Below are 18,179 nucleotides of genomic sequence, written 5' to 3' on the forward strand. Positions count from 1 at the left end.
CTGACACTTTATGTCAGCTAATGATTTTACATACATTTATTTAGACAAAAAAAACCCACTATAGAAGCAGGTCTTGATCGAATCACTCATGTCTCAACGATGCATTCTCAATCATGCAGTCTAATGTTTAATCATTGCTATCATTAGTGTCATCGTTTGACTTGTCTTCAAAGCCGGTGTTCTCTGCTGGTGTTTCAAAACCACGGTCTTGACCAAAACCACCGCGCTCAAAACCACGTTCCTGACCTTGACCAAAACTGCCGCGATCAAAACCACGCTCTTGACCTTGACTAAAGCCGCCACGATTAAAACCACTACGGTTGGCCGCAAAACCGCGCTCTTCAAAACCGCCGCCAGCAGCAGGATTGCTACCACGTTCAAAGCCACTGCCCTGATAACCTGTTGGGGCGGCACTTTGAGCTTGAGCACCAGTACTTGTTGTGCTGCTTCGCGGGTTACGAGCTGGTACAACAGTTGAAATGGCATGCTTATAAACCATTTGACTGACAGTATTTTTGAGCAGTACCACATACTGATCAAACGACTCAATCTGACCTTGCAGCTTGATACCGTTGACCAAAAAAATAGAAACAGGAATGCGATCTTTACGCAGCGAATTCAAGAACGGATCTTGTAAAGTTTGTCCTTTTGACATGAAATCTCTCCTAAATATTATATAGTTATATTTTAAGCGCCAATTATTCTAAGTGTTGATTCAATTATAATGGCTAAAGGTAGATAGAATAATAAGTTTTCTTTTTAAAATGTATCTAAATAAACACTTATCGTTGTTAAGTGACTCACTTTACCGTGAATAAATTATTATTGTCAGTCATTACGTAACTATTTATTTCATTGATTTGTTTTATAAATATTTTTTGCCAACAAATATCCATCAAGCAATAGCTATTAGGTAGAAATTGGGCTGACATTATGCCTAATGCTTTAATAGATGTAAGATTATAACAGCTATCTTCATCATCATTTGAAACTAATTGTCATTACTTATTCATGTGCTTATGAAATTTTCTTAGATTTTTGATACCGCATTTTTTATACAGAATACTTCTAATAGTATGATTTTTTATTGTAGATACCCTTTATTGCAGATACTCTCTTGCTTGAACCATGGTAGAAAAATCTCGTATCGTCAGAGTATTATTTACAGAGTTATTATTATTGCGTAAATCAGATTCCATTGGCATTACGACAGGCGTATTAGGCAATTGCATGACTTTGCGTAACCACGTGTGCTGGCGCTTCGCCAACTGCCTCGTAGCATATAATGCCTTATTTTGCATTTGCTGACAAGCAAGTGCCTCTGTCTGAGTCGCAGATCTGATAGATTCTGTCTGCAACGCGGTAATTGACTTTGTTTTTTTATTGACTGACTCATCAAGCGTGCCAAAGGCACTATAAAATTGCGCTTTATCCAAATGTGGTTGGGAAAATACTGGATGGTCAATATGAACCAAATACTCTAATACTTGCCGATAACCAACGCAGCGCATAGCAGGCAAGTTAGGTGTCAACGGATACTGCTCAAGTAAATGAACGACTTCATCCACCAAACCTTCATCCCACATGATGTCTAAACGCTGCTCGATACGCTCATGCAGCCATAGACGATCGGGCATGACCGCCAATGCGTGCCATTGCTGGTTTGGATTGTGAGCCAATGCTTGTTTGGGCTGGCGCTGCCAGTCACTTATTGGCATGTCTGTTTGCAGATACACTTCCACAGCGCGGGTGATGCGCTGGGTATCGGTGGCATTGAGTCGCTGATGACTGATTGAATCTACTTTACCGAGATAGTCGTATAATGTACCAATGCCCTCCTCTTGTCGCCACTGCTCAACTCGCGCGCGCACGCTGTCATCACTATCAGGCACAGGAGACAATCCATCCAGTAGCGCCATGTAGTACATCATGGTGCCACCCACGAGCAAGGGTATTTTGCCATTCTGGTGACAACGGTCAATCAAGCGTGCAACGTCACTGACAAACTCAGCAACACTATAGCTTTGCATTGGATCAATGATATCTACTAAATAATGGGGATAACGAATGAGCTCAGCAGCAGACGGTTTGGCTGTACCAATATTCATATCGCGATATATCAGCGCTGAATCTACTGAAATTAGCTCATAACGTCCGGTATCGTATAGCTCATAAGCCAGCGCTGTTTTGCCACTGGCCGTTGGTGCCATCAAACACACCACACTATTATCTGCCAATTTATGAGATGAGTTATGAGATAAGCGATCGGACGAATGTCTCATGGAATTGCCTTTAGTAATGATGAATAGTTGTTAATAATTGTGAGTAACCAAAACCTAACGTAGTATTTTTAAAGTTCAGATGAAAGCATCCACGTTACCAATCGATGATTATCGATGATTGCCATTGCATGCTTAGTCAATAATGCTTCGACATCTGTTGTAAACACTGTCAAATCTTGCTTGGACATTTGCGTGCTTGCAGTCGTCAGTTGCTGATTGATAGCACTGGCACTGCACAGTGTTTCTTCGTTTTGGCATACACCATCATTCTTAAACACATTCGATTCAAACAACCATGCTAACTTTGACCACCAGTCATTTGCACTAATAAGTAAATATTGGCCTTGATGATAAAAGAGGAGCCAAGGCAACGCTTTACGATCGCTGTGTTTAATAAGAGAAGGCTCAAGTATTGAATCATTCAAGCGAGTGATGACATCTAAACAGTGTGGTAAGTGTGTTTTTTCTGCAAATGAATCACCTAAAAAAATGTCCGTCTCCACTGAAACAATGCTTGAAGTTTTGACCTTCTGGTCCAAAGGCTCATCAATGTGGAATTCTGCTGAATATTTAGATAACTCTTTGTTTACCAGCAGTTTAGGAGACAGCTGATATGACTGTTTAGGAGATTGCACTTGTCTATTGAGTACCGGCTCATTGCTAGATGAAATCTTGGACGAATCAAATGATTTTCTAGTAGAAATATGACGGCCTGATACTTCTCTGTCTTGTTGACTGGTCATTTCTATCGCACTGACCATTTTGAGCTTTGTCCGAAGCGCATGGCTTAAATGCGCCATGATATTGTTGAGTGGACTGATTTTGATGCGCTGTTTGGAGGGATGTACATTGATATTTAGCCATTCAGTAGGCAAATCAAAATAGAGCGCATAACCGATGCCTGCAAGCTGTGCTTCTTGAGCCAATTGGCGCAGCTGATTACTAATCAACGCCTCTTTTACCAGCCGGCCATTCACATAGATAAGCTTTGGCAAAGTATGCTTTTGATCACGCATAGGCCATAACCAGCCACTGATACCTGCATGGCTGCTAACGGTTCTATGGTATTCTTTTGCGTGCTCTATCAGGCTAGATAGATCTACCACCACTTCAATGGCCGTCTCTGTCAACGAGGTGCCAATGGCTTGCTCAAGGCGTGATAAGGACAGACGATTATTGTTACTACTGTCGCTTGCGCTTGCAGATAATGAGAGCCTTTTCTTATGATCGTGAAAGAGCGTGAGCGTGATATCTGCCCGCGCTAAGGCTACTTCACGAACAATGGTTTCAATATGCCCAAATTCGGTTGCAATCGACTTTAAATTGCCTCGGCGAGCAGGCACGTTAAAGTATAAATCTCTGACCGTAATTGTCGTACCACGATTGTGCACAACAGGTAATAGTTTCGGCGTATCATCCAATATACCTGCGACCTGTAATTGGCGGCCGATACCACTATGGTCATGACTGCTGGTCAATGTCAGACGCGAAACAGCAGCCGTCGCTGCCAATGCCTCTCCACGAAAACCCAACGTCATAATGCCATGAAGATTGGCCACATCAGCGACTTTACTGGTCGCATGACGAGTAATCGCCATCACCATATCATCGCGGTGAATACCAGCACCGTTGTCCACCACTTCAATCATGCCCATACCGCCTTGAGCAATATGTACCGCGATAGTGGTAGCCCCTGCATCAATGGCATTCTCAAGCAACTCTTTGACCACCGCTGCAGGACGCGTTACGACCTCACCAGCAGCTAATTGATTGATTAGCAACGGTGACAGTTTTTTAATACGTGTATTAGAATAATTATCGGACATTAATGAGCATCATATATTTCGAAGTGCACGTCAGGTATTCATCATATGTTACAGTCAGTTCAATATAAACGAGAGTCAGCGAGACTGGGATAAATTTTTTGTAGCATCGAGCTGCAACGGCACAGCAAGCAAGAAAAAATTGTACCAGTTTCGCTTTATAATATCGCGTACCCGTTTTATTCGGTATCAACTATTAACCTAAAACCTAAATATTAAGTACTGATAAATCTATCCCTTGCGCTTGGCCTACTTTCGATAGGCGCAAATCAACTTGACGAGCATCTTTATTATTATCGTCACTACCTTGGGTCATATCAATAAACAGCGATGGTGCTGGCAAATAACTATCGGCACGATTGGCCCATTCGATAATGACCAGTGCATTTGGTTCATCCAGATACTCATCAAAACCTATAAATGACAACTCTTCTGGATCTTGTAAACGATACAGATCCGCATGATAAACAGGTTTATTTGTCCCATCACTTTGTCGAATACTATAAGGCTCAACCAACGTATAAGTCGGGCTTTTCACCGCGCCTTGATGCCCTAACGCTTGTAACCAATAGCGAGTCAATGTGGTTTTGCCTGCACCCAAATCCCCTGCCAGCCAAACGCTTCCTGTCAATGACAAAGCAGCCAGTTGCTTGGCTAAAGCTTGCGTATCCTCTTCAGAGTGCAGTATCAATGTCTTCACATTTTTGTTGTCTGTTATATTATTAGACATCTGGCTTAATCTGCCTTTACTTGCGTATGCACCTGCATAGTGACTGACGGATTGACAAAACGCTCCCCGCGAATCAACTTGGCATACAGCTCAGGATCATGCCATTCAGCACAAACTTGCTCGCTGAACTCAAACGCTTCTAAATCAAGTTTGCCCATTTGCTCATTAGCCACATCATCAGCAAAACACTGCGCATAACCAGTCGCGGTTTCGTGGGCAATCACCGAGTAAATGCTGACATCTGTCTCACCATTTTGCATTTGGGTTTGTTGTAAAATCTCTTGCGCCCAAAAAAATATCACGCGCGAGAACTGCTCCGCCGACGGTGATACTGGCAAACTGATCCAACGCGCACTGAATTTTTTGCAAGCAGCGATATAGTCAGGATCGTCTTTATTCCAAAAACAGATGGCATGATCAAAACTGTCAATGATGTCTTTGATCGAAGATTTCAGCAGACCAAAATCATAAACCATCTGTCCATGATCCAAGCGCTTGGCCTCAAGAATCAATTCAATCTGATAGCTATGGCCATGAATAGAATGTTTACAACGCTCAGAGCTACAATTGCGAACAATATGAGCGTTTTCAAATTTAAACAGTTTACGGATACGCATGATAATCAACCAAAACAGTAAGCATCTTTGTGCTAAATAGGAGTTTGCCGCGTCTAGTCATCGGCTTGTCACTCATTATAGCAAATTGCCATGTATCCGTAAGTAAGCACTTATCAATACTCGTATTGATTGAACGAATCAATTGCACCTAAGCGTTCCAAAAAGAGTATTAAATCGTAGTGGAATTGTTCAAGCGCTATCAATTGCTCACCCTTACGCTTATACTCGAATCAAAGTATAGTGTTTGTATTAACTGTCATGGTGTCATTATTAAGTCAGTTTACTCTCACTTAGAAAACCGTATATTTATTAACCCCAAAGGAAAGAGCCATGAGCAAAGGTCAAGACAGTAAAAAGAACGTCAAAAAGAAACCGCTTTTGACAGCAAAAGAGAAAAAAGCCGCCAAACAAGCAAAGAAAGATGACAATGGCAGTATCTTAGGCAAACATTAATATTAGTGCGTTGCTATGCCAATTGAATCTATGCCAATCAACTTCACCGTTTGATTGGCATTTTTATGTCATGTACTGCGCGGCGCAAACATAATAATCGCCATTCCCAATAGTGCCACCGCAGAACCTAATATATCCCATGTAGTCGGCCGAATGCCGTCCACTGTCCAAAGCCAAATGATTGCCATAACGACATACACTCCACCGTAAGCGGCATAGACTCGACCTACCGCCGTTGGATGTAATGTCAGCAACCACACAAAAGCCGCCAAACTGAGCACCGCAGGAATAAGCAACCAAATGGACTTGCCTTCTCGTAGCCAAAGATAAGGCAAATAACATCCAACAATCTCTGCAAGGGCTGTCAATGCAAAAAGCCCAACCGTCTTTAATTCAGTCAAAAAACATTACCCCTCAACTGTAATAAAGCCCGTCAAATACTGCACGGCATTACCAGAAACAAGCACTCTATCATTTGCCACGGTGCAGTTAAGCACGCCGCCTCTCTTAGACGCTTGATAAGCAACCAATTCATTTTTACCCAAACGCTCCGCCCATAAAGGGGCAAGACCAGTATGGATCGAACCAGTTACTGGGTCTTCATCACCACCATTTGCTGGCCAAAAGTATCTAGAGACAAAATCATAATACTTTTCTGAGGTTGCCTGACAAGTTACAACCACATCATAAGGCGCTAGCTGCTTCAATTTCTCATTATCACGCACAACATTCAATACATCCGATTCAGAGTCATATATGACGAAATACGCTTGAGTATTACGGTAGACTTCAGCAGGCGCAATGGAAAGCCCTGCTGATAGACTCTCTGGAATTTCATCAACTTTTTCAGGCATTCTATTAGGGAAGTCCATTTGTATCTTGCCTGCTTCTGTTTGGACAATGGTCATTACGCCAACAGCTTTGGCTGAAAATTTAATCGACTGTACGTTTAGGTTTTTATTAAACAGTACAAAGGCAGACGCTAATGTCGCATGACCACAGAAGTCAATTTCAGTTAACGGTGAAAACCAGCGAATATGATAGATACCTTTATCATCAACAACGATAAAAGCCGTTTCAGACAAGTTATTTTCAGACGCAATAGACTGCATCAAAGTATCATCTAACCATTCATATGTCACAATAACCGCAGCGGAATTGCCTTTAAAAACAGTGTCAGTAAACGCATCGATCACATTAATTTCTAATTGCATTTGATATTCTCTTTTTAGTTATACGAATGACTATTGAATTATTGATAAGCTTGTCGATAAAAACTTATCTCAATCTCGCTAACTCTCTTTTATATTGACCTAACTATATAACGACCGATAGTAGCAAAAACACCCTAGTGCTGCTAGCTTGAATAGTAGCACTAGGATGTAATGTCGCCGCACTTAAACCATCAAAGGTATTGTTATTTATCAAAATAACGCCATTTACATAGAATCAAAATATATAAATAACTGCTTACTAAAGGGTTTTATCCTAAAGTTGCACTTAAATTTTAATTAGGAAATTAGCGTCATGATGCGTATTGGATTGTTCTTATTAACCAACTTAGCGGTGATTGTGGTATTTAGCATCGTGTTTGGTATTTTATCCAGATTTTTTGGGATTGGAGGCGTACATGGTGCGGGCGGGCTAAACTACACCAGTCTGGCGATTATGTGCGGCATATACGGCATGGTTGGTTCGATGGTATCACTATTTATCTCGAAATGGATGGCCAAGAGATCAACAGGTACGGTTGTGATTAAAACACCCAGCAATGCCACTGAACAATGGCTCGTAGATACCGTTGCCAAACAAGCACAAGCTGTGAATATCGGTATGCCTGAAGTGGGTATTTTTAATAACTCACAGCCAAACGCTTTTGCTACCGGCTGGAACAAAAATAAAGCGCTGGTGGCGGTTTCATCCGGTCTATTGCAGAACATGAATCAAGATGAAGTAGAAGCGGTACTCGCACATGAGATTGGCCATGTGGCAAACGGTGATATGGTCACACTTGCGCTCATTCAAGGGGTGGTGAACGCCTTTGTGATGTTCTTTGCGCGTATTATTGGTAGTTTCGTAGACCGTACTGTGTTCAAAAATACCAGCGATAGCCCTGGTATTGGATACTTTGTGACCAGTATTGTGATGGATATTTTGCTCGGTTTCTTAGCATCTGCCATTGTTATGTGGTTCTCACGTCTACGCGAATTCCGTGCTGATGAGATGGGTGCAAAACTTGCCAGCAAAGACAAGATGATTAGTGCGCTTGATGCGCTGCGTCCTTCTGCACAGCGCCCAGATCAAATGCCTGAGAGTATGAAAGCATTTGCGATCTCATCAGGACAAACACAAGGCTTTAGTATCGCCAACCTGTTTCGCTCACACCCGACTCTCGATGACCGTATTGCGGCATTGAGAAATTATAATCCTAGTCAGGTTTAATCGGTTGATTGTATTGTATTTTAGTTATAGGGTGCGCTGGGCGCACCCTGTTGGGCTGATTTAATTTTAAAAGTTCTTAGTTATCTTTTAATACAATGATATCTATTCAATTAATAAAAGACTCTTAGGTAAGCGGCCCACCAAAGGCCACAAGACTTGTTCCCAGCGCTTGAATAACATCAATTACTGAAGCTGCAAAACATTTTGAAATTGCTACTTTTCCCATATAATTATCCTCCTTTTCAGAATTATAGTCTGAATCTAAAGTTGTCAACATACGATTTTTTAAATAAGACAAAATCATCAACATGAGACAGATAACTAGGAACAAAACAAGAGCTGGAGGATTTGAACCTCCACCGCTAACCGCTGACCTAAAAATCCTATAGGCGGCTGCAAACGTTATATTTAATGCCTATAATGCCAACTGCCGCTGACATCATAGGACTTTTCAAAGATTGAAATAAATCATAGCAATTGTAAGAAAAAACCCACTAATGGCTGTAATTACTGCTGCTACATTTACTTTAATCTCTATATTGGTTGATATTTTCATGGCATTGATCCATTCAAACGACTCAACCGGTTGAATCATTAAAGATTCGCATTTATATACCGCGTTGCCACGCGGTTGGGCTGACTTTGACTAGTATAAGCTTACCCGATCAGACGACTTCTGCTGGCACAACCAGCCCAAATTTCGAGACTACTCTAGATAAGGGATCGCCCTTTAGCCGCTTATCAGGCGACATTCGGAGTTGATGGCTCCGAAACTTTTAAATGCTTAACATATTATACAATCGAAAATATTGAATACTAAGTGTAGATAATTCAAGCCACGATAGATAGTAGCAAGAACATAATATCACTCTATACCCCAACTATAGCGTCTGTCCTGTCCAAAACTCCCTATAGACCCAGACATAAAAAAGCCTATCTATAACAGATAGGCTTTTGATTGAATCACATTCGCTAACTAAATATCAAACTCAAGCGCTCTATCGCCTTCACTGTCTTTGATACGCGTTGGCAAACCAATCTTGTTCAATAGATTAATAAATGGCTTGGCATCCAGCTCTTCGACGTTGACCATCTTGCCTGCATCCCATTCACCAGTCGCGACTAGCATGGCAGCCGCAACAGGTGGTACGCCAGCAGTATAAGAAATACCTTGGCTACCGACTTCATTATAAGCGTCTTTATGGTCGGAGATATTATAGATAAATACCTCGGTATCGACGCCATCAATCTTACCTTTTACCTTGTCACCAATACAGGTTTTGCCAGTATAATTCGGTGCCAGCGAGCTTGGGTCTGGTAGCACGGCTTTGACGACTTTTAACGGAATCACTTCTTGGCCTTCAGCGGTCATCACAGGCTGCTCAGACAGCAAACCTAGGTTTTGCAGCACAGTAAAGACATTCATATAGTGCTCACCAAAACCCATCCAAAAGCGGATATTGGGGACATCTAAGTTAGCAGATAACGAGTGAACCTCATCATGACCGCTTAAATAGCTGTTTTGTACACCAACGACTGGCAAATCATCGGTACGCTTCACTTCAAACATTTTATTAGATTGCCACTTACTATCCTGCCAAGAGTAAACCGTCCCAGTAAATTCACGGAAGTTAATCTCAGGATCAAAGTTAGTAGCAAAATATTTGCCGTGGCTGCCTGCATTAATATCGATAATATCAATGTCAGTAACCGAGCCTGTATCCATCATGTCATAGCCAAGACGTGCATAAGCATTGACCATACCAGGATCAAACCCTGCGCCTAAAATCGCGGTAACATTATTGTCCGCACAGCGCTGTTTACGCTTCCACTCATAGTTGTCATACCATGGCGGCGTCTCGCAAATCTTGCTGGGATCTTCATGGATGGCAGTATCGATGTAAGCCACACCTGTCTCAATACAAGCTTCGAGCACCGTCATATTGACAAATGCGGAGCCGACATTAATGATAATCTGCACACCAGTGGCTTGTATGAGATCGATTAATGCTTGAGTATCCATGGCATCGACTTGATGCGTATGCAATACCGCATGCGTTTTAAAGCTGTTTTTTTCTATGACGCTTTGAGCGATAGCGTTGCACTTGTCTAAAGTACGCGAGGCGATATGAATCTCGCCAAGTACGTCATTATGCATGGCACATTTATGTGCAACCACTTGAGCGACGCCGCCTGCCCCAATGATAAGTACGTTTTTTTTGCTGGGCTTAACTTGTTGGTTTGTGTTCAATGAACAATCCTCCTTTGTGTCCCTGTCGATACCATTGATCGCGGCTATGCAAAACAGAAACGAGTGAATGATATGCGTGAATTAAAAAGGAAGACCGAGGAAAACCCACGCACCCGTCGGGCAAATAATACTCTCGTATTTGCCCGACGCGATTATAACAATTTTTACATGCTTTTCGGCAATAATTAATAAATAAGATAACTAATAGTTGTGTATATCACAAACCAGCAGATTTAAAATTAAGACAAGCTTGCTTTGTAGTCTTGATAATCGAACTCGCGCTGAATATCGATACTGCCATCCAGACGACGAATAATAATGGCTGGCATATTCACACCATTAAACCAATTTTTCTTTACCATGGTATAACCTGCGGCATTACCAAAAGCAATCTTGTCCCCTACCTTTAAAGTACTCGGTAATTCATATTCACCAAAGATATCACCCGCCAAACAAGAACGACCATAGATGATCGTGTTATCTGACATATCCGCGGATTTATCAGTATTAACAGGCAAGATATTTATTGCTTCTTCGTTAATAGCATTGATGGGCGCTGACTCACGATAAATCAGCAAATCCAGCATATGCGCTTCAATGGAGGCGTCGACGACCGCCAAGTTTTTTTCATTGTGCATGGTATCTAATACGGTCGTGACCAATGAACCTGCGCCATGAATACTCGCCTCCCCCGGCTCAAGATACACTTGTACGCCATAAGTCTCGCTGAACCCTTTTAATCTTTCGGCAAGCTTTTCTAATGGATAATCAGGCGCAATAAAATGAATGCCGCCGCCCAAACTCACCCACTCTAGCTGCTCTAAAATGTCTCCAAATCGAGCTTCTATATCTGCTAAGCTCTCACTAAAAGCCTCAAAGCTGTCATTTTCACAGTTGTTATGAATCATCACACCCGTAATATCATCAAGCACTGCTGCAATTTTGTCTCTATCATGCTCACCAAGACGACTAAAAGGACGAGCAGGATCTGCAATAATAAACGATGAATTGCTCGTTTTTGGGTTCAAGCGCAATCCGACTGGAACACCTTGCGCCGCTGCTTGATCTTTAAACGCGTTGAGTTGCGAGATTGAGTTAAAAATAATCTTATCCGCATAGCTGAGTACTTCAGGGATTTCATCAGCGCTATAGGCCACGCTATAAGCATGCGTTTCTTTTTTATCTTTGCTATTAACATCGGCATTATTACCAAAGGTTTCATAGCCCAAACGCACCTCATTCAATGATGACGAGGTCGTGCCATGTAAATACGGCTGCATCACATCAAACACACCCCATGTTGCAAAGCATTTGAGCGCCAGTAACGCCTTAGCACCTGATAACTCACACAGCCGAGCGATAATCTGCATATTGGCAACGATTGCCGCTTCATCAAGTAGGTAATAAGGCGTTGATGGCAAAGAGGCGTCGGGATTTTTTACTGAGTTTTTTGCGTTCATAAAGGTTACCTAATAGCCGCTGTTGGCATCATGACAGAGATAAATATTTGCGCTATAGTAGACTAAATTCATCATAATTAGAATATCTTATGTCATTATCCACCGATTATTCCTCTTCTACCAACCGCACCAATGTATCGGCAGTTGATCCAAAAAACATCAATTTAGAGTATCTCAATGTTGATGCCCGTGCGGTCTTGGATTTTTGGTTTGACAAAGACAACGAGCAATATTGGTTTGCCAAAAACGATCCATTTGATCAGCAGATAAATGATAAATTTGGCACAATTTGGCAGGCGGCAAAGCAGGGAGAATGTGTGACATGGCGCATCACAATAGCACCAGCAGACAGTAACAGTTCAATCACCGCTTTGGCTGGACGTTTGGCAGAAATTATTGTCTTAGATCAGTTTTCACGTAATCTATGTCGCGGGCGAGCGTGTGCTTTTTCGCAAGACAGTATGGCCTTGGTATTGGCACAAGAGGCCATTCAGCATCCGCATTTTGATACGCTACCAGTAGATTGGCGTAAATTTATGATTATACCTTTTATGCATTCAGAATCATTAATGATTCACGAGCATTATCTGCCACTGTTTGAACAGCTAGGCGATGCTGAAACCTTGGATTTTGAGCACCGTCACAAAGATATTATTGAGCAGTTTGGTCGTTATCCCCATCGTAATGACACGTTAGATCGCGAGTCAACGGACGAAGAAGAAGCCTTTTTGCAGCAGCCGAACTCGTCTTTTTAATATCGATGTTTTTTAGATCTTTTATCGTTCGCTAACCCCGAAAAAAGTTATCTTATAAAAAAGGGCTGAACCAGTTTTCTGATTCAGCCCTTTTTTATATAGATTGAGCAGTTTTTAGTAGTTTACTTCACCAGTGGTAAAGGTGAACGACTGCTTTTCTAAAGCTCTGTTGTCAACCAAGACATCAAAGCTTACTTGATATTGAGTATTACCATAAAGCCCGCATTGCTGACTTTGATTGATACTGCGTTCGGATTCACAACTGTCTAAATCATCAGTTATTGGTAGGATAAAAGCTTCGTTCGCTGGTAGAGCGTACTCGGTATTGAGATACGGATCATTATCAAAATCAAGTAACTGGATTGGCACATCCTGAGCGCGCTGTAGATCTCGGAATTTGATGTTGCTGATCTTGATCCTGTTTGCTGTTGGCATGCTAATGTAAACGGGCTGGCCGATAGGATCAGTACTCAAATCACGTCCCGTATTTCTAACTGGGTTTGGCGATTCGTTGTATAATGCAGTCACTGTGCCAGTCACACCTTGACAAGGATAGGTAAAGATACCTGAAACTGTGTTGTCTCTGGTCGTTTGTGTTGCAGACGCATGACTGACTAAGACATAGCCTTGGCTGGTAGCTGGATTTTCACCATTGGGTTTATATGAAACCATTCCAGTGCCCACCAAACTTGAGGCTGGTAACATCAAAGAACGCAAATGATAAGGTGCTGCCAATAATGATCTGGCCATTAGGCTTGCTACCACATCATTACTCAAAAAATTTCCGGCTGAAGAAAAGTAAGTAGATTGAGCAATATTTTCAGTCACACCATATCGCGCATTAGAATAATTTGCATTTATCAAGCGATTTGAAAAGCTCAAACCACTAAAAAACGGGTTATTCGTGCCGGTAACTTCAGCAGCCCCACTGATCGTATCTTCGACGTGCGCATTATATCTGGCTAGGGATGGTGAGCCATTAGCAAATGCATACTTGATATAGTTTGCATGCTGAATAGCAATATCATCAAGCTCAGTATCTAAAGACAAACCCCCTAAGCCACAACTGGTTCTTGCAAGGCTAAAATGATTGCTGGCGCTCAATGCTCCTTGAGGATCATTCTCAGTTGGCTCGCTACCGGTACCCACAGGTATATCAGTGGGTTCTTCAGGTTGATCATCAGGTGTTGATATTACTGGTGGCGAAGTTATTGGTGACGCAGAGGTATTATCAGAGCCCCCTTCGCCGCAAGCCGTTAGAAGCGTTGTCAAAAAGAGCATTGCAACAAGGTGTGATCGAGAAGTATTAACTGTCATCTCTTATCCTATTAAATAGTAATATATATGAATAATAGCGAAAATAAAATTCAACTATTAAAGCGTTAGTCTTTTGATTTAACAGCAATTTACATGTCGTAGTAACATTGTATTACATTACACAAAGTTTTTGTTATTATTTTAAAAAAACCATCTACCTATTATTAATAGGTAGATGGTCTTTATTTTCTAGTCATAATTGATATGTATACTTAGGCTATTTACCAAACGAGCTACTTTCTATTTGTGTCAGTTCTCTAGGGCTCTTCGCACTGGCGCAAAGCTGCGTCTATGCGCGGCTAACACCCCATACGTTTCAATCGCCTCCATATGGGCGCGCGTCGGATAACCTTTATGCTTGGCAATACCATATTCTGGGTGCTTGGCATCAAGGGCATACATGGTTTTATCACGACTGACTTTTGCCAATATACTGGCGGCGGCTATACTGGTATGACGCGCATCACCCTTCACCCAAGCTTGGCAATCAATCAATGATCTTGTTATGCCTATTTCATCAAGCATTGCATAATCTAGATCAGGACAGCGATTACCATCAAACAATATCTGAACTTGCTGATAAGCTCTCATTTGAGAAGCTGCATGACTTGCTTCAATCACATCGTTAACAAGATGTTTGGCGATCGCCGCTAGCAATACCTCTGTACATAAACGCATGCCAAGCATCGTTGCTTGCAAAATATTGACCTGATCGATGACTGCTGCTGGTACATCAGCGATGACATGACCAATGGCATACTGCAAAACTTGCGGATAAAGCACGTCACGTTTCTTTTCGCTTAGCTGCTTTGAGTCCGTCAATAGTGACAATGGCGTATCCTTGAGTGGCTGATTCTCAATCAGTCCTGACCAAGCCACCGGTAATATCGCAGCCGCCACATTGACACTGCCCAGTAAGGGGCCACGCCCTGCTTCATCAACGCCAATTTGTAGTGAAGACTGTGCTAAATCCTCTCTTTTATTTATCGCATATTGAGTGAGCAGCTCGGAGACATTCAATTGACCTGATAAATGGATGGGCGCTGCAAGTTGAATATACTGACCTTTAACATCCACTTGCTCAATAATCATATCAATTGGTGTCATATTATTTCCTACAGAATGCTGATTACTCATAGCGTTATGATGTCTTTTTATTAATAGGATGAGAATGGGTTACGAGCGATTGTAAATTAGGCGTTGTGGCTATCGTGCATAAACCACTGCTCAATCACACTATTAGCAGGGTCATGATTGCTCTGCTGTTGCAATGATTGCTTGGTATCTACAAGGTCTCTTAATTGCTCGGCATAGGCACGTGGCTGCATGAGGCGCATGACTGTACGGCAAATATTATCGCCACTCGCCTGCTCTTGGATAAGCTCAGGAACAATCATCGTACCCGCTAAAATATTGGGCAATGCCACATAAGGCACTTTTACCAACCGCTTGGCAATTTGATAGGTTAGCTGATTTAGTTGATAAATAACCACCATTGGTCGCTCAAGCAGCATCGCCTCTAACGTTGCCGTACCAGATGCCAGCATGACAACATCCGATGCCGCCATTGCCTGCTGACTAAAAGCTGGCTGGCTATCATCATAGACCACAACGATAGCCGCGCGCAGTTGCTCTGAGCGTCGATCAATGACATCTTGGACGATATATTGATGATTTTGATCGACAGTTGGAATGATAAAACACAGCTTGGGATCTAACAATATCAGCTTTTGGATACCGTCCAGCATCAATGGCAAAATGGCGGTAATCTCGCCGCGCCGTGAGCCCGGCATCACACAAATAAGCTGACTGACATCATCAAATCGTTCAATAAAAAACTGCTGCAACCCATCGTTATGCCAGACCAGCTCGCTACGGCGCTGATTGATAGGCGTGTCCAATAACGCTTGATCGATGGTACGTAGCAGCGGATGACCGACACAGATTGCTGGATGGTCGTGGCGCTCATAGACTGGTAGCTCAAACGGAAATAGACACAACACCAGATTGGTGGCAGCTTTAATATTGTGGATGCGCGACTCACGCCATGCCCAAATAGAGGGACTGACGTACTGCACACAGAACACACCTTGCGGCTTTAACTTTTTAGACACTCTCAGATTAAAGTCAGGCGCATCAATGCCAATGAACCAATCAATATTAGCTGCTTTAAACGCCGTCAGTAACTCACGGCGGGCTTTGAGCAAATCAGGCAACTGTGACATCACCTCCACCAGCCCCATCACCGCCAAACGTACCAATGGAAAAATACTTTGCAGCCCTTGCGCTTGCATTTTGGAGCCACCAACGCCCACCCAAATGATATCATCACGCAGGTTATTCATTTGCTGCATGAAATCAGCCCCCAAACTGTCACCTGACACTTCACCAGCGACAATCCCTATGACGAGTGGTGTCGTCTTTATTGTCGCTACGTATTGATCAGACACTGTCTGAGCGATGGCAGCAGTATGTTCATTATGAGGCGTAGCAGAATCTGTCATGACAAGCTCTCGATATTCAAAATTACAATTAATACAAAAATGACTATTATAAAAGATAATCCATAAAATGAGCGATAAGATGACCAAACCAAATGGGCATTCGTGTCATCTATCGTATTTGGATTCAGTCGTTTATGTCGTCATCATACGTGACGATGGCATAAATAGCTAAAATCGCGTATAAATTCTATAAAAAATCAACCACTCTGAAGTGTCAACAATTTTTAGCTATAACTAAGTTTTGGTTTCCTCATTCCAGTTATCAGTCAATTAACTGCGCGACTACCCTTGTCAACCAACACTTTTGTCCGCATAATGAATATTCCTATAAATCAGCTAGATGATATATAACCATGACAACATCAGTTACCCATAATGCAGATATTGACGACGTGAATATTGAAAAATTTATTCCTTTGATTACTCCCGCTGAGCTAAAAACTGAGCTGCCTCTATCAGATGAAGCCTATAAAACCGTACTAAACGGTCGAAACACTATCCAAAATATCTTGGATGGTAAAGATAAGCGTCTGTTTGTGGTCATTGGCCCCTGCTCTATTCATGACATCAAAGCCGCTCACGAATATGCCGATCGTTTGGCCGTATTGGCCAAAGAAATCGAGGACAGCGTGTTTGTCGTGATGCGTGTTTATTTTGAAAAACCGCGTACTACCGTCGGCTGGAAGGGCATGATTAATGACCCTGATATGAATGACAGCTTTGATATCGAAAAAGGTTTACGTACTGCTCGCAAGCTACTGCTTGATTTGAATGAAAAAGGTTTGCCTTGTGCGACCGAAGCATTGGATCCAAATACCCCGCAATACATGCAGGATTTGATCAGTTGGTCAGCCATTGGCGCACGTACCACCGAAAGCCAAACGCACCGTGAAATGAGCTCTGGCTTATCATGCCCCGTTGGTTTTAAAAATGGTACTGACGGCGGAATGACAGTTGCTGTCAACGCCATGCAAGCAGTAAAAGCGGGTCACAGCTTTTTAGGTCTGTCATCAGATGGCAAAGTCTGTATTATCAAATCTAAAGGCAATCCTTACGCCCATGTGGTACTACGCGGTGGTAACGGAAAACCTAACTATGACGAAACGGCTGTCGCTCAGGTTGAAAATGAGCTGGCAAAAGGCAAAACCAATAGTAAGATTATGATTGATTCAAGCCATGCCAACTCAGGTAAAGATCCTTATTTACAGCCAATGGTCATCAATAATGTCGCTGAACAAATCAAAAACGGTAATAAGTCTATTATTGGCATGATGATTGAGAGTCATCTAAAAGGTGGTCGTCAAGAGTTAACTGCTGATTTAGACGCACTCGAATACGGCGTGTCGATCACTGATGGTTGTCTAGATTGGGAAAGCACGGTTACTGCTCTACATAGTTTGCGTGATATGGTAAAAGACGTATTGCCTAACCGCTAATAGTTACGAGCGGTTATCTATCATGAGTTGATGCTAAGCCAATTGAAAAAATCCCGCCTAACATTTATCATGTCAGGCGGGATTCTTTTATCTACTCATCTATAAGCCA

At 42.3% G+C, this 18,179-nt stretch carries 16 protein-coding genes; 4 read left to right on the forward strand and 12 right to left on the reverse strand.

The genetic code is table 11. The annotated features are described in order from the left end of the window. Nucleotides 1–127: 127 nt before the first annotated feature. The 5 genes from hfq to JMY02_RS00515 all read right to left on the reverse strand — a co-directional run bounded on the left by hfq (nucleotide 128) and on the right by JMY02_RS00515 (nucleotide 5,452). Nucleotides 128–655 (reverse strand): RNA chaperone Hfq, encoded by a 528-nt coding sequence (gene hfq / locus JMY02_RS00495; protein ID WP_201594105.1) that lies wholly within the window; start codon nucleotides 653–655, stop codon nucleotides 128–130. Nucleotides 656–1,100: 445 nt separating this feature from the next. After that, the gene (gene miaA / locus JMY02_RS00500) at nucleotides 1,101–2,282 is read right to left on the reverse strand and encodes a tRNA (adenosine(37)-N6)-dimethylallyltransferase MiaA (RefSeq protein WP_201594107.1); all 1,182 of its coding nucleotides are present in this window, start codon (nucleotides 2,280–2,282) and stop codon (nucleotides 1,101–1,103) included. A gap of 68 nt (nucleotides 2,283–2,350) precedes the next feature. Beyond that, nucleotides 2,351–4,108, reverse strand: coding sequence for a DNA mismatch repair endonuclease MutL (mutL, locus tag JMY02_RS00505; RefSeq protein WP_201594109.1), 1,758 nt, complete (start codon nucleotides 4,106–4,108; stop codon nucleotides 2,351–2,353). Between the two features lie 205 nt (nucleotides 4,109–4,313). Next, entirely contained in the window at nucleotides 4,314–4,835 is a 522-nt protein-coding gene (gene tsaE, locus JMY02_RS00510) for a tRNA (adenosine(37)-N6)-threonylcarbamoyltransferase complex ATPase subunit type 1 TsaE (RefSeq protein WP_201594111.1), read from the reverse strand. 5 nt (nucleotides 4,836–4,840) lie between these two features. Beyond that, complete coding sequence (locus JMY02_RS00515) at nucleotides 4,841–5,452, reverse strand: 6-pyruvoyl trahydropterin synthase family protein (RefSeq protein WP_201594113.1); 612 nt, start codon at nucleotides 5,450–5,452, stop codon at nucleotides 4,841–4,843. Between the two features lie 330 nt (nucleotides 5,453–5,782). Between JMY02_RS00515 and JMY02_RS13685 the strand changes: the two genes are divergently transcribed. Continuing rightward, nucleotides 5,783–5,905 (forward strand): hypothetical protein, encoded by a 123-nt coding sequence (locus JMY02_RS13685; RefSeq protein WP_021815223.1) that lies wholly within the window; start codon nucleotides 5,783–5,785, stop codon nucleotides 5,903–5,905. 68 nt (nucleotides 5,906–5,973) lie between these two features. Here JMY02_RS13685 and JMY02_RS00520 read toward each other — a convergent pair whose 3' ends face one another. Then, the gene (locus JMY02_RS00520; protein WP_201594115.1) at nucleotides 5,974–6,306 is read right to left on the reverse strand and encodes a YnfA family protein; all 333 of its coding nucleotides are present in this window, start codon (nucleotides 6,304–6,306) and stop codon (nucleotides 5,974–5,976) included. Between the two features lie 6 nt (nucleotides 6,307–6,312). Beyond that, nucleotides 6,313–7,119 (reverse strand): PhzF family phenazine biosynthesis protein, encoded by an 807-nt coding sequence (locus JMY02_RS00525; RefSeq protein WP_201594117.1) that lies wholly within the window; start codon nucleotides 7,117–7,119, stop codon nucleotides 6,313–6,315. A 313-nt stretch (nucleotides 7,120–7,432) separates the two neighbouring features. Between JMY02_RS00525 and htpX the strand changes: the two genes are divergently transcribed. Continuing rightward, nucleotides 7,433–8,347, forward strand: a complete 915-nt coding sequence (gene htpX, locus JMY02_RS00530; protein WP_201594119.1) for a protease HtpX — start codon at nucleotides 7,433–7,435, stop codon at nucleotides 8,345–8,347. A gap of 976 nt (nucleotides 8,348–9,323) precedes the next feature. On the opposite strand, the gene JMY02_RS00535 is transcribed toward htpX, so the two are convergent. Next, nucleotides 9,324–10,598 carry a saccharopine dehydrogenase family protein gene (locus tag JMY02_RS00535; RefSeq protein WP_201594121.1) on the reverse strand — a complete coding sequence of 425 codons (1,275 nt, stop codon included), beginning with the start codon at nucleotides 10,596–10,598 and terminating at the stop codon, nucleotides 9,324–9,326. A gap of 239 nt (nucleotides 10,599–10,837) precedes the next feature. Continuing rightward, a complete protein-coding gene (locus tag JMY02_RS00540) occupies nucleotides 10,838–12,058 on the reverse strand; it encodes a carboxynorspermidine decarboxylase (protein WP_201594124.1) in 1,221 nt (406 codons plus the stop codon). 89 nt (nucleotides 12,059–12,147) lie between these two features. Between JMY02_RS00540 and JMY02_RS00545 the strand changes: the two genes are divergently transcribed. Next, on the forward strand, nucleotides 12,148–12,813 hold the full coding sequence (locus JMY02_RS00545) for a DUF924 family protein (RefSeq protein ID WP_201594126.1): 666 nt from the start codon (nucleotides 12,148–12,150) through the stop codon (nucleotides 12,811–12,813). 114 nt (nucleotides 12,814–12,927) lie between these two features. On the opposite strand, the gene JMY02_RS00550 is transcribed toward JMY02_RS00545, so the two are convergent. The 3 genes from JMY02_RS00550 to lpxB form a co-directional block, all read right to left on the reverse strand. Continuing rightward, nucleotides 12,928–14,130 carry a CAP domain-containing protein gene (locus JMY02_RS00550; protein WP_201594128.1) on the reverse strand — a complete coding sequence of 401 codons (1,203 nt, stop codon included), beginning with the start codon at nucleotides 14,128–14,130 and terminating at the stop codon, nucleotides 12,928–12,930. A gap of 249 nt (nucleotides 14,131–14,379) precedes the next feature. Further along, entirely contained in the window at nucleotides 14,380–15,237 is an 858-nt protein-coding gene (locus JMY02_RS00555; RefSeq protein ID WP_227678347.1) for a ribonuclease HII, read from the reverse strand. Nucleotides 15,238–15,323: 86 nt separating this feature from the next. After that, nucleotides 15,324–16,634 carry a lipid-A-disaccharide synthase gene (gene lpxB / locus JMY02_RS00560; RefSeq protein WP_227678348.1) on the reverse strand — a complete coding sequence of 437 codons (1,311 nt, stop codon included), beginning with the start codon at nucleotides 16,632–16,634 and terminating at the stop codon, nucleotides 15,324–15,326. A gap of 353 nt (nucleotides 16,635–16,987) precedes the next feature. On the opposite strand from lpxB, the gene JMY02_RS00565 reads away from it, so the two are divergent. Further along, entirely contained in the window at nucleotides 16,988–18,070 is a 1,083-nt protein-coding gene (locus JMY02_RS00565) for a 3-deoxy-7-phosphoheptulonate synthase (RefSeq protein WP_201594132.1), read from the forward strand. Nucleotides 18,071–18,179: the final 109 nt, after the last annotated feature.

Origin of the sequence: Psychrobacter vallis, from assembly GCF_904846715.1 — a bacterium.
Lineage (GTDB): Bacteria > Pseudomonadota > Gammaproteobacteria > Pseudomonadales > Moraxellaceae > Psychrobacter > Psychrobacter vallis.